The organism is Haladaptatus cibarius D43 (assembly GCF_000710615.1).
Classification (GTDB): Archaea; Halobacteriota; Halobacteria; order Halobacteriales; family Haladaptataceae; genus Haladaptatus; species Haladaptatus cibarius.
Genome location: NZ_JDTH01000006.1, coordinates 193,964 through 207,383 on the forward strand (window position 1 = coordinate 193,964; position 13,420 = coordinate 207,383).

Below are 13,420 nucleotides of genomic sequence, written 5' to 3' on the forward strand. Positions count from 1 at the left end.
TACCACATGATTTAAGTGGGCATCGGTCTGTTGTTTCACTCCGCGCGCAGATACGTCTGTGCGACTTCGTCCGGAACCTGCTCGAACACTCGGTAGAACTGTCCGACTGCACTGAAATGCGGCGGCGTTTCGAGACACATCACGTCGTCTGCGTCGTCATACAGGCGTTCGATGGAACGGGGTGAGCCGACCGGAACTGCGAGAACGACGTAGTCTGCACCCGCGTTTCTCACCTGTCGAAGGCACGCGATAGTCGTCGCACCGGTCGCAACGCCGTCGTCCACGACTACGACTCGCTTGCCGTCTATGTTCGGTATCGGCCCATTACCACGGTATTGTGTGGCTTTCACAATAGCCTGTTCTGCTTTCCGCTCTCGCTCCCGTTCGACATAGACGTCGTCTACCCCGATTCGCTGGATGAGCGCGTCGTTCAACCACACGCTTCCGTCGGCACCGACGGCCCCGATTGCGAGTTCTGGATTCTGTGGTGCTCCCAATTTCTTCGCAACGACGACGTCGAGCGGCGCTTGTAGCGCGTCAGCGACCGGTCGCCCAATCGGTAATCCACCGCGCGGAATTGCGAGTACGATGTCGGCGGTGATTCCTTCGTCCCGGACGCGTTCCGCGAGTTGCTCGCCTGCGTCAGTTCTGTCCTCGAACATGGCTCCCACCCATTCTAGAGAAGAGCGAAGCCCGGATAAAGATGGACGCTTCTCCGCACCAGTCACTTATAAATCAAATGTACCATTCATAACAATTATGGTAGTATACCATCTCTATCGAGTACCCTGAGCAAAATGAGTGCTACGTCTCCTATCGTCGTTCTCCACGTTGACGACGACCACAGTTTGCTCGACCTCACGAAGACGTTTCTCGAAGCGGAGTCGGAGCGGCTACATCTTCACACCGCCACCTCCAGCGAAGCGGCGCTTTCCGTTCTTCGGGAGACGGACATCGACTGCATCGTCAGCGATTACGAAATGCCCGAAATGGACGGCCTCGAACTCCTCGATGTCGTCAGAGAGGAGTATCCCGAACTTCCGTTCGTTCTCTTTACCAGCGCCGGAAGCGAGGAAATCGCAAGCCGTGCGATTTCCGCTGGCGTCACCGACTACATCGAAAAGGAAATCACGTCGGACGACTGTGCGGTATTAGCAAACCGAATCGAGAACGCCGTCCACACCTATCGCACCGAGAACGCGCTTCGAGAGAGCGAGGAACGCTATCGAACCGTCGTGGAAGGAAGCCACGACGCGATTTACATCTATCAGGACGACCGCTTCGCCTTCGTCAACGAACGCGCCTGCGAGATTACCGGCTACGACGCCGAGGAACTGCGAGGGATGAACGTCTGGACGCTTCTCCACTCGGACGATCACGAACGCATACAATCCATCGCAGCGAGTCGAAAGCGCGGCGACCATTCCGTTTCGACCTACGAAGCGAAGTTCAGAACGAAAGACGACGACATCCGATACGGTGACTTCTCCGTGCGCAGAACGAGTTACAACGGCAAACCTGCGACAATCGGAACCGTTCGCGACGTGACCGACCGCAAACGAAGCGAGCAACGCCTGCAAGCCCTCATCGAACATTCGCAGGACATCGTCACGCTCATCGACGAAACGGGCATTATCCGCTACGAAAGCCCCTCCGTTTCCCGACTCGGCTACGACATGGACGACCTGTTAGGTGAACTTGCATTCGATTACATTCATCCCGACGACCGCCAGCACGTGATGGAGACGTTCTACCGGGCGCTAGAAGACCCGACCGTCACACCGACGATTACCTATCGGTTCCAACACGCAGATGGGTCGTGGAACTACCTCGAAACGACGGGTGAAAACCATCTCACCGACCCCGCAGTGGAAGGCTTGGTTCTCAATTCGCGGGATGTTACCGAACTCCGAAAGATGAGGGAAGAGCGCAACGAAATCCTCGCGCGGATGACCGACGCCTTCCTCGCGCTTGACGACGAATGGCGATTTACATATCTGAACCGCCGAGCAGAACAGATTCTCCACCGAACCGCATCGGAAATAATCGGCGAGAACATCTGGGAACGGTTCCCCGAAGTCGCCAATTCGTTCTTCTCCGAGGGCTGTCGAGAGGCCATGCGAACACAGGAACCGACCACGTTTGAGGGCTATTACGAACCCTTCGACGGGTGGTTCGAAGCGAACGTCTATCCGTCCGACAACGGCGTGTCGATTTACCTTCGGGACGTGACCGAGCGCAAGAACCGCGAGGAGACGCTCGAATCGCTCCACGATTCGACCCGCAAACTCATGCAGGCGGAGACGAGCGCCGACGTGAGCGAACACGCGGTCACAATCGCAACCGACGTTCTCGAACTACCGGTCACCGGCATCTGGCAGCACGAAAACGACGAGTTCCGACTGGCCGCCAGAACCGAAATGCATCGGGACGAGTACGGAACGGGGGTTTCCGTCTCCGACCAGCGTGCCACGTTGGAAGCGTTCGAATCGGACGAGACGGTCATCAGACGCGAGCAGGAAGACGGGAAAGAACGGGAAAGCGAGGAAGAACGGGTAGACGGAGAAGAACAAGACGGGAAAAAAGAGTGGGAAACCGAAACGGAATCGAAGAAATCGGAGGCGTTCGTCCCGCTCGGCAGTCGCGGCGTGATGGCGTTCGGCGGCGACGAATTGGACGACTTCGACGTGTACTACGCGCAACTGCTCGCCGCGAACACCGCCGCCGCGCTCGACCGAGCGGAGCGAGAGGACGAGCGCAAGGCCAACCAACGCGAACTGGAGCGCCAGAACGAGCGACTTGAGGAGTTCGCCAACCTCGTTTCACACGACCTGAGAAATCCGCTCAACGTCGCACAGGGCTATCTCGACCTGTACCGGGCAACGGGCGAATCAGAGCATCTGACGCGAGTGGACAACGCCCACGAGCGAATGGCGGGAATCGTAAAGGACGTGTTGACGCTCGCACGGCAGGGCCAGACGGTGAGCGAGACGGAAGCGGTTTACGGGTTGGAAATCACGACGAACGCGTGGGCGTCCGTCGAAACGGGTTCGGCCACGCTCGACGTCTCGTGGGAAACCACCATCGACGCGGACGCGAGTCGCCTCCAACAGGTGCTCGAAAACCTGTTCCGAAACGCCATCGAGCACGCCGGGTCGGACGTTGCGGTTACCGTCGGCGAACTGAATGCAGTCGGCAAAGCGGAAATCGGGAGAAACGGGAACGAAACGAGCACTGCGAGCGGTGCTCACTCCGTCGCACCCGACGCTGGCTTTTACGTCGAAGACGACGGGCCGGGGATTCCCGAATCGTCGCGCGAGTCAGTGTTCGAGACGGGCTACTCCACCGCCGAAACCGGCACCGGATTCGGGCTAACTATCGTCAAACAGATTGCCGAGGCGCATGGATGGGACGTGTCGCTCCGGAAGGGCGAAACCGGAGGCACACGATTCGAGTTCACCGGCGTCGAACTGGCAGAGTGAATGACGCGCGTTTCACAGGAACACGTCATCAAACGATGGCTCGAACTCGAAGTTCGAAAGCCCGAAGTTCCCTCGGCTGACGTCGAGTCGCTCACGGAGCGCGAGGCGCTAGACGAACTGCTAAACGCGAAACCGGGTGCCGCGTCGTTCCTCTGGCGAGAAACGCCGATTGAATGGCGGGAGGTGACGCTTTCTCGACACGCATTCGAGCGACTTCGGCTTATCGACGGGCCGGAAAAGCTGTCGTGGCGGGCGCTCTCCCCGGACGAAACGGTTCTCGGGGCGGCCCGGAGAATCGCCCGCTGTAACGCGGCTGGCGGGACGAATTTGGACTACCTAACCGCAAAAACCGGAGTCGATGTTCGTCGGGTACGTTCGATTGCCGAAAACCCGCTCAACGAGCCGTTGGTGTTGCTAGACCGCCGAAACTGCCACCCTCCGCGCGTCATGGATGGAAATTATCGGGCGACTGCACGGGCGCTGAACCTCGTCGAGATGGGCACCTACGACCCAGTCTCGGCGTATATCGGCGTTCCGTCTCGGCTCGTGCTGAAGCCGATTCGGACGTTCGTCTACGGACTCGTTCGCCGACGGCGTCGGCGAACGTGGTAGCCGAAAGGAATTTCTTTAAATCCGTCGCATGGCATACGTGCCATCCGCACGGACGGTCTACTTCACGGGGCCGCGCGAACTCGACGTTCGCGTGGAAGGGGTTTCCGAACCGGGGCAGGACGAGGTGCTCGTTCGCGCCGAGGTGTCGGCGGTCAGTCCGGGCACCGAACTCCTCGTCTATCGAGGGGACGCACCGACCGAACTGGCGACCGACGCGACCATCGACGCACTGCCCGGGTCGCTTGCGTTCCCGCTCAAATACGGCTACGCGACCGCCGGAAGGGTTGTTTCGACCGGCGGGAACGTTTCCGACGACTGGATGGATGAATCCGTGTTCGCGTTCCATCCGCACGCGAGTCGTTTTCTCGCGTCACCGTCCGACCTCGTTCGGATTCCGGACGAGGTCACTCCGGCGGAAGCCGTCTTCCTGCCGACCGTCGAAACGGCGGTGAACTTCGTTCTCGATGGGACACCGCGAATCGGGGAACAGGCCGTCGTTTTCGGGCAGGGACTCGTCGGGTTAGTGACGACGGGAGTACTCGCTGACAGTCCGCTTTCCGACCTCGTGACGGTTGATTGCTATCCCCAACGGCGCGAACTCGCGGAAGCAATGGGTGCTGATTGCAGTCTGGATGCGACCGATTCTGTGCGCGAAAAAATCGACACCGAACTCTCCCGTGCAGAAACGCCCGCGGGAGCGGATTTGACCTACGAACTCTCGGGCAACCCACCCGCACTGGACGACGCAATCGCGGTGACGGGGTACGACGGACGGATCTTGGTCGGGTCGTGGTACGGCGAAAAGCGTGCCGACCTAAATCTCGGCGGGGCGTTTCACCGGAGTCGCATCGACATCGAGAGTACGCAAGTGAGTACGATTTCCCCGGAACTTCGAGGTCGATGGGATGCAGACCGCAGACTCGCGGTGGCGTGGCGGCGACTCTCGAATCTCGATGTGACATCGCTCGTCACTCATCGGATTTCGATTGGGGACGCCCACGACGCATATCGACTGCTGGACGAACGCCCGAACGAGGCAGTGAGCGTCCTTCTGACATACGACTGACACCTGCGGAGGACATCAGATTATCGAACATGTACGAAGTAACCGTTTCCAAACCGTTCGTCGCACAGCATTACCTGACAGTTCCAAATCCTGGCCCGGAGGGGGAACTGCATTCCCACCGGTACGGGGCTGAGATTCGTCTCCGAGGCGAATCGCTGAACGAATTCGGCTATCTCGTGGACTTAGACCGATTACGCGAGTCGCTGGACGACACTATTGCCTACTATCGAGACGAGACGCTGAACGACCTGCCGGAGTTCGAGGGGTTGAATCCCAGCGTCGAGCATTTTGCACGGCTGTTCTGTGACCGCGTTCTCGCCGGAATCGACGCTCCGGAAGTCAGCGAAATCGAGGTGACACTGCGGGAAGACGACGACGCGTGGGCTAGTTTCGAGCGGTCGGTGTGATGAACCTCGGACTCGTCGTCTACGGCTCGCTTTCCGAGCGTTCCGGTGGATTTCGGTACGACAGAAAGCTGGTCGAGGGACTGCGCAGGCGAGGTCACAGCGTAGAAATCATCGGCTTTCCGTGGGAGTCGTACTGGCGCTGTCTCCTGCACAACTTTTCGCGCCGACGTTGCTCCCGACTTTCGGGATTCGACGTGCTTCTCGAAGATCACCTCTGTCATCCATCGCTGGTTCGGATAAACCGCGGGATAGACGCCCCAATCGTTGCTATCGTCCACCATCTTCGGTCGGACGAGCTACGAGCGGCGTGGAAAAACCGAGGCTACCGTGCGATTGAGCGAGACTATTTCCAGCATCTCGACGGCGTGATTTGCAACAGCGAGACGACGCGACAGTCGGTTTTCGACCTGCTCGATTCACAGGAAGGAAACGACCTGAAGACGGCAGTGGCATACCCCGCAGGCGACCGATTCGACCGATTCGTTCCAGTGTTATCGATTGGCCGAGAGTTCGAGGGAACCCTTCGACTCGTCTTCCTCGGAAACGTCGTTCCCAGAAAGGGGCTTCACGTCCTACTGAATGGTCTTGCTTCCGTCTCCGGAAACTGGCATCTCACGGTTATCGGTGCGAAGACGGACGAGGAGTATGCGAACCGAGTTCGTCGTCTCCGCGACGAACTCGGCCTGCGCGAGAAGGTTTCGTTTGCGGGCCGACTGCCGGATGAGGCTGTCACCGGACAACTCACTCGGAGCCACGTTCTCGCGGTTCCGTCGCTGTACGAAGGCTTCGGCCTCGTCTACCTCGAAGGGATGGCGTTCGGTCTGCCCGCGATTGCCACGACGGCGGGCGGCGCGGGAGAAATCGTCTCGGACGGCGACGACGGATTTCTGCTTCCGCCCGACGACCCCGACGCGATTGCCGACGCAGTTCGCACGCTTCGGGACGACAGACGCCGACTCGCGCGAATGAGCATCTCGGCTCGGGAGCGATACGAACGCCAACCGGGATGGAATGAGGCGACCGAATCGGCCGAAAGACTGCTGAGGAAAATCCGCGGAAATAGAAGGGTTCCACCGGAGCAATGACGTTTCAACAGTATCTCGACGCGAAACGAACCGTGGACGACCGGGCGCTGAATCGGCGGGTACTCCGCCGATTTCAGCGTGAACTGTGCGCCGTCGCCGAATCAGCCACGCCCGGCGACCCCGTGCGAGTGCTCGAAATCGGGGCCGGAATCGGCACGATGATAGAGCGACTTCGCTCGTGGAACTGCCTGCCGAATCGAGTGCAGTACACGGCACTGGATGTGAATCCGGAAAACATCGAGATGGCCCGCGAGCGACTGCAATCGAGTGGGTTCGAGCGAGACGGCGACGAAGACGAACTCCGGTGCAAGCGAAACGGACAGTCCCTTACGGTTCGTTTCGAAGTCGCGGAGGCAGTCGAATTTGCGCGGAAAACCGACAGACAGTGGGACGTTCTCGTCGGACACGCAGTCGCCGACCTGTTCGATTTGGATTCGGCATTTCCGGCGTTCCGCTCGATACTCGAACCCGGCGGTCTGTGTTACTTCCCGATTACCTTCGATGGGGAGACGATGTTCGAACCGGCACACGAACTGGACGAGCAAGTCGCAGAACTGTACCACCGGCACATCGACGACGGCGATGGGTCGAGCAGAGCAGGACGGCGACTGCTCACCGAATGTCGAAATCGGGGGACGGAACTGCTCGCCGTCGGGAGTTCCGACTGGGTGGTGTATCCCGAAAACGGGTCGTACCCCGCGGACGAGGGGATTTTTCTCCGGCACATCCTCGGAACGATTGCAGGTGTTCTCGACGGCCATTCGGAAATCGACGCGGCGGCGTTTTCTGACTGGTTGACGACTCGCCACAGACAGGTCGGCGAAGGAGAACTCACCTACATCGCACACCAGTTCGACGTGCTGGCGAAGGCGGTGTGACCGCGGTGAGAGAGCGTGAGAAAGGTGCTTCGGAGAAGATTTCTCGGTTTTCGCCGCGAGATAGTCTATTTACTAACCAATTCGAGAAATTGTTTCCTTACTGTCCATTTCGTATCCGCGTCGTGTCACCGGAATCAGCAGTCGAGAAATGGTAGAGAAAACACAAAATATACAAAGTGAAGGTTACCCAGTATAGCTTATGGACTGGACGGAACGACTCCCGCCACGCCCGTGGTTCGTGCGCGGAGTCGTCTTATTGTTGGTCGTCTCCTTACTCGCGCCCTCCGCCGTCTCCGCGATTACCTACGACCAGGAGGAATCGAATCTGACCAAAGGAACCATCGAAAGCCCTGCAAACGGGTCAACAGTTATCAGCGTGCAGGGATACCACTTCCAAGGACAAGGGAACAAGAAAAAGCCCGCCCGCCTCGTCTCCGTCGGCCCGAAGGGGAACGTCGAATGGGTTCACAACGGGTCGAAAGAAGGTGCATCGTGGTTTTACGACGTTGACCCGATGGACAACGGCAACCTGCTCGTCACCTCGACGCAGCGCGGTGGCACCCTCGTCTACGAATACAACCCCGACACGCAGGAAAAAGAGTGGGAGCAGTTCCTCGACATCCACGATACACACGACATTGATCTCATCAACGGTGACCAACTGCTTGTCGCCAACATGCGCGCCTACAACGAGAGCACCGGCCAGAACAACGACCGACTGTTCATCTACGATTTGGAGGAAGACAAAATTACGTGGGAGTGGTACTTCCGCAGTCATTACGAGAAGCAAGACGGTGGCGACTACACGAACGACTGGACGCACGTCAACGACGTTGACAAAATCGGCCCCGGGAAGTACATGGCCGACCCGCGAAACATGGACGAAGTCATCGTCGTTGACCGCGAGTCGAAAGAAGTCACGATGAAACTCGGGGAGGACGGCAACTACGACGTTCTCAAAGAACAGCACAACCCGGACTACCTCGAAAGCGAATCGGGCAACCCGACCATCCTCGTCGCTGACTCCGAAAACCACCGAATCGTGGAGTACGAACGACAGAACGGCGAGTGGGAACAGACGTGGCAGATGGGAACCTCCGAGAAGTTCAACTGGCCCCGTGACGCAGACCGCCTGCCGAACGGCAATACGCTCATCACCGACTCCTCGAACCACCGCGTCATCGAAGTGACGCCGAAAGGCGAAATTGTCTGGGAGTTCTACTCGCCGTGGCTTCCGTACGACTCGGAGCGCGTCGTCCACGGTGACGGGTCGAACGGCCCGACGATGGCAGACCACGGAACCACCGGCGAGTACCAAGTCTCCGGAAGCGCGAACGTAGACCCCGGTACCGGTGACCGCGTGAAGATGTCCGTCCTCCTCGGCAACACGTTCTCGGGAACGGCCATCGAGGAAGACATGCGAGAGTACGGCGAGGTGTGGGACCAAGCCACGCCGTTCATCCGCCCCATCTGGATGAACGAGTACGCCTTCATCGCCGCAATCTTTGCCATCCTACTCGTGCTAGGATGGCTCATCGGTGAGTTGGTGTACCAGCGACGCCGAATTTACTACGGCGTGAAACACCGGTTCGCCTGATTACTGATAATCCACCGACCCCTCGCCTTCGCCTATCCACGCACCTCTATCCGGTTCGCGGGATTCGAGCGGATCGATGTCCTTGTACCACGGCACGTTTTTCAACTGCTCTTTGTTGTAGACGAGGTCGTCTTTCGTATCCCCCGTAAATTCGAAGTTCTGCGTGAGCAAGATTGCATCCACTGGACAGACCTCCTCACAGAGTCGGCAGTAGATGCACTGCCCGACGTGGAGGTTGTACTGTTCGCCGTTGCGCTGGTCGTCCATCACGATTTGGATGGTGTCGTTCGGACAGACGTTTTCGCACTGGCGACACCAGATGCATCGCTCCTGACTGAACTTGTGAATCCCGCGGAATCGCGGGCTGACTTCCGGCGGCACGTCGGGATACTCCACCGTGAACGTCTCGCCGTCGAGCGCGTGCTTCATCGTCGTCGCCATTCCTTTGAGTAAGCCAATCATCGGTCAACACTCCCGAGGACGATGTCGAGGCTTCCCAACGAGGCGATCAAATCCGGCACGTACTCTCCGTTCGCCATCTCCGGAAGCGCAGAGAGGTTGTGGAAACACGGGCTTCGAATCTTGAACCGCGCTGGCTTCGACGTGTTGTCCGAACGAATGTAGACGCCGAGTTCGCCCTTCGCGGCTTCGACCGCGCGATACGTTTCTGCATCCATCGGCGGTTTGAGCGTTCGCGGCACGTTCGACTGGAGTTGCCGGTCGTCTTCCGGCCAGTCGTCGAGTATGTTGACGCACTGCTCTACGATTCTCGCGGACTGTTCGATTTCTCGCAGACGAACCAGCACCCGAGAGAAGTTGTCGCAACCGGGTTCCGTAACGACGTCCCAATCGAGTCGGTCGTAGTAGCCGTAGGGGTCGTCGCGGCGAATGTCGTAATCGACGCCCGAACCGCGGGCAACCGGGCCGGTGACGCCGTACTGCTTCGCAACGTCAGGTTCGAGAACGCCGGTTCCGACGCACCGCAGTTGGAAGATTTCGTTGTTCGTGAGCAGGTCGTGGTACTCTTCGAGCGCCTGCGGCAGTTCGTCGACGAAATCCATCGTCTTGTCGAAAAACTCCTCGCGGGGTTCCGGGATGTCCCAGATGACGCCGCCGATGCGGAAGTAGTTGAACATCATGCGCTGACCCGTCAAATCCTCCAAGATGTTCTGGGCCTTCTCCCGGTCGCGGAACGCGTACTGGAAGATGGCGGTGAAGTCGCCGTACACGTCCAGCGCGAACGTTCCGAGGGCGAGGAAGTGACCCGCCATCCGCGAGAGTTCGACGCCGAGCGTTCGGAGCACTTTCGCGTACTCGGGAACGTCGATGTCCACGAGGTCTTCGATGGCCCGCGCATAGGCCCACTCGTTGGTCATGTTCGCGGTGTAATCCCAGCGGTCGGGGTACGGCATGATTTCGTGCCGGTAGTTGCCCGACTGGGCCATCTGTTCCTCACAGCGATGGAGGTAGCCGATGTCGGGTTCGACGTCGAGCACCTGCTCGCCGTCGAGGACGGTTTCCAGATGGAGAACACCGTGCGTAGCCGGATGATGCGGCCCGATGTTGATGAAGACGGTGTCGGAGTCACCGCCGACGTGGTCTTCTAACAGTGGGTTTTGATGTTCCTCCAACGCCACGACCTGCGGTCGGTCTTGGTCGTAGTCGAGCGAAAGCGGGTGGCCCTGCCATGTCTCGGGCAACAGAATCCGGCGCATATCCGGATGGCCGTCGTACTCGATTCCGACAAGGTCGTAGGCCTCGCGTTCGTGCCAGTTCGCGGTCGTGTAGACGGGTTCCGCCGTCTGACTTCTCGGGTCGTCTATGGCCGTCGGGACGACGACGCTCACCTCCTGTCGCGGGTCGTCGTACTTTTTCAAATGGTAGATGCTCTCGTATCGGTCTTCGTACTGCTGAGCCGTCAAACACGAGAGATGGTCGAATCCGGCCTCGTCGCGAAGGACGCTCAGCACGTCCTGCACTTCGTCCGGGCGAATGACGAACGCGGGCGCGTTCGAATGTTCCTCGCGTCCGATGACGGAGTCGCCGAGCAGGTCGGCGAGTTCGTCGCCGTCTACCTGTTGTTCCTGCACGCTCATGGTGAATCCACCCAGTTGTATCGCATGACGAGCGTGTCCTCGTCGATTTGGTCGGCCAGCGACTGTACCAGTTCATCGCGTTCTAAATCGCCGAACTGCTCCAGTTCGTAGGGTTTTACGACGACCGGACTGGCTTCCCCGTGGGCGATTCGTTCCTGTAACTTGGCGACGCCGTAGATGAGCGCCTCCGGACGCGGCGGACAACCGGGAACGTGGATGTCGCACGGAATGACCTCTTCTGCACCCTTGATAACGTTGTAGCCTTCCTGAAACGGCCCACCGGAGCAGGTACACGACCCCATGCTGACGACGAATTTCGGCTCCGGCATCTGGTCGTAAATCCGTTTCATTCGCGGCGCGAACTTCGAGACGATGGTTCCCGGTACGATGATAACGTCGGCCTGTCGCGGCGATGCTCGCGGAACCCCCGCGCCGAAGCGGTCTAAATCGTGTTTGACCGCGTAGGTGTGCATCATCTCGATGCTACAGCAGGCGATACCGAACTGGAGCATGAACATCGACGACCCTCGAACCCAGTTCATGAACGCGTCGAACTTCGTCAGAATGAACGGCGACGTTCCGAGCGCATCGCGCAACTTCGAATCGAACCGACTCGGCAGTTGGTCTTTCGCCTCCGAACGACTGGCTTGGCCGACCGGTCGCTGGTCTGGCGGACTATCCGTCCCTGTTGCTGACGGTGTATCGTGGCTCATATCCCCCTCCCCCGAAACCCGTGTTACCGGGCATCAATGAGCGTAAGGGAAGGACAGTGATGAATATTTGGTGGCTATTTCAGGGGTCGGTTTCGAAACGGCGTTTTGGTTCTACTCACGCCGAAATCGTGTCGGCTTTAACCGTCGCACGCTCGGCAATCGCGGGGTCTGCGGCGAACTCGACCACGACTTCCTCGCTCTCGCTCGGATACCACACCGCCTCCACGCGGGCGTGGTCGTACAACCACGAGAGGAGCGACATCGTTTCGCTCGTGTTCGGAAGCGTCAACCGGTCGGTTTCCCACGCCGGAAGTTCGTCCACGATTCGCTCCCGAAGCGCGTCGATACCGTCGTTTTCGGTCGTGCTGACGACGACGGGGTTCGGTACGAGGTCGGATACGCCCGAAACTCGTTCGTTCAATTCGACAGCCGAAACGCAGTCCGCCTTGTTCAGTACCGTCCCGATTCGCTCCGCGTCGCCGTCGAGCAAATCGAGCGACGTCTGAAGCTTCTCGCGCAGTTCGGGAAGTGGGTCGCTCACGTCTGCGACGAGAAGCACGAGATCGGCCTCATACGTCTCCGTGAGCGTCGTCTCGAACGATTCGACCAGCCAATGGGGCAGGTCGCTGATGAATCCGACCGTGTCCGTGATAAGTGTCCTCCGGCCCTGAATCTCGGCCCGGCGAGTCGTCGTTTCGAGCGTTTTGAACAATCTGTCCTCCGCCGCCGCGCTCTCGTGGAGGTCGTCGTGAGTGTCCGGGTCGAACGCCATTTCGTCGGCCAATCGACGCAGAAGCGTCGATTTCCCGGCGTTGGTGTAACCTGCAAGTGCAACGAGGTCGAAGCCCTGTTCCCTGCGCTTCTCGCGTCGCTGGTCGCCCACGTCGGAGAGACTCTCCAGTTTCGATTTGATGCGGTCGATTCGGTCTTTGATGTCCGTAACTTGTCTGTCTTCTTTCTCGCCGAGTCCGTTCCGAGAACGGCGTTCGTTGGCGGCTTCCTTCTCCAATCGAATTTCGGCCTGCACCCGCGGGAGTTCGTACTGTAACTGCGCGAGTTCGACCTGTAGCTTCGCCCGGCGGGTTCCGGCCTGCTGGCTGAATATTTCGAGGACGAGTCGATAGCGGTCGATGATTTGGGTTCCGTCGGGGCACAACTCCCCGAGTTCGTAGGTCTGCTGTGGCGAAAGCGGGTTGTCGAAGATGACGTTCCGGGCGTCGCTTGTTTTCACTCGCTCCGCCAGCGTTTCGGCCTTTCCGCGCCCGAACTGGTACTTCAAATCCTCGACCCGTGTTTGCGTGACTTCGCCGACCACGTCGTAGCCTGCCGCGTCGGCGAGCGCGCGAATCTCTGCCATGTCGCGCGGGTTCGTCGTTCCGCCGTCTGTGGATTCGTTGCCCGCCGCTCCGCCGTCCGTTGTTCCGTCGTTCGAAGTTCCGCTGTCCGTCCGTTGTGCGATAATTGCTGAACCTGATTGCATAGTG

General features: G+C 59.2%; 11 protein-coding genes and 1 pseudogene. 7 read left to right on the forward strand and 5 right to left on the reverse strand.

Annotation, left to right across the window (positions count from 1 at the left end; translation table 11 throughout):
- Positions 1–35: 35 nt before the first annotated feature.
- Complete coding sequence (locus HL45_RS16800) at positions 36–662, reverse strand: phosphoribosyltransferase (protein WP_049972345.1); 627 nt, start codon at positions 660–662, stop codon at positions 36–38.
- Between the two features lie 135 nt (positions 663–797).
- Between HL45_RS16800 and HL45_RS16805 the strand changes: the two genes are divergently transcribed.
- The 7 genes from HL45_RS16805 (at position 798) to HL45_RS16835 (ending at position 9,127) form a co-directional block, all read left to right on the forward strand.
- Entirely contained in the window at positions 798–3,482 is a 2,685-nt protein-coding gene (locus HL45_RS16805) for a PAS domain S-box protein (RefSeq protein ID WP_049972346.1), read from the forward strand.
- A complete protein-coding gene (locus HL45_RS16810) occupies positions 3,483–4,094 on the forward strand; it encodes a hypothetical protein (RefSeq protein WP_049972347.1) in 612 nt (203 codons plus the stop codon). It begins immediately after the preceding gene.
- Positions 4,095–4,122: 28 nt separating this feature from the next.
- A complete protein-coding gene (locus tag HL45_RS16815) occupies positions 4,123–5,160 on the forward strand; it encodes a zinc-dependent alcohol dehydrogenase (RefSeq protein ID WP_049972348.1) in 1,038 nt (345 codons plus the stop codon).
- A gap of 29 nt (positions 5,161–5,189) precedes the next feature.
- Positions 5,190–5,567: a 6-pyruvoyl trahydropterin synthase family protein gene (locus tag HL45_RS16820; protein WP_049972349.1), complete on the forward strand. Its 378-nt coding sequence runs from the start codon at positions 5,190–5,192 to the stop codon at positions 5,565–5,567.
- A complete protein-coding gene (locus HL45_RS16825; RefSeq protein ID WP_049972350.1) occupies positions 5,567–6,652 on the forward strand; it encodes a glycosyltransferase family 4 protein in 1,086 nt (361 codons plus the stop codon). The genes HL45_RS16820 and HL45_RS16825 overlap by 1 nt, the downstream gene beginning before the upstream one ends.
- Positions 6,649–7,530, forward strand: a complete 882-nt coding sequence (locus HL45_RS16830; RefSeq protein WP_049972351.1) for a class I SAM-dependent methyltransferase — start codon at positions 6,649–6,651, stop codon at positions 7,528–7,530. The genes HL45_RS16825 and HL45_RS16830 overlap by 4 nt, the downstream gene beginning before the upstream one ends.
- A 199-nt stretch (positions 7,531–7,729) precedes the next feature.
- Entirely contained in the window at positions 7,730–9,127 is a 1,398-nt protein-coding gene (locus HL45_RS16835; protein ID WP_049972352.1) for an arylsulfotransferase family protein, read from the forward strand.
- On the opposite strand, the gene HL45_RS16840 is transcribed toward HL45_RS16835, so the two are convergent.
- The 4 genes and pseudogenes from HL45_RS16840 to hflX all read right to left on the reverse strand — a co-directional run bounded on the left by HL45_RS16840 (position 9,128) and on the right by hflX (position 13,416).
- A complete protein-coding gene (locus HL45_RS16840; RefSeq protein WP_049972353.1) occupies positions 9,128–9,589 on the reverse strand; it encodes a NuoI/complex I 23 kDa subunit family protein in 462 nt (153 codons plus the stop codon).
- Positions 9,586–11,223, reverse strand: a complete 1,638-nt coding sequence (locus tag HL45_RS16845; protein ID WP_049972354.1) for an NADH-quinone oxidoreductase subunit D — start codon at positions 11,221–11,223, stop codon at positions 9,586–9,588. The genes HL45_RS16840 and HL45_RS16845 overlap by 4 nt, the downstream gene beginning before the upstream one ends.
- Positions 11,220–11,834 (reverse strand): annotated as a pseudogene (locus tag HL45_RS16850) (NADH-quinone oxidoreductase subunit B); the annotation flags it as partial. The pseudogene HL45_RS16850 and the gene HL45_RS16845, both read right to left, overlap by 4 nt.
- A 217-nt stretch (positions 11,835–12,051) precedes the next feature.
- Entirely contained in the window at positions 12,052–13,416 is a 1,365-nt protein-coding gene (hflX, locus tag HL45_RS16855; RefSeq protein ID WP_084157063.1) for a GTPase HflX, read from the reverse strand.
- Positions 13,417–13,420 lie beyond the last annotated feature (4 nt).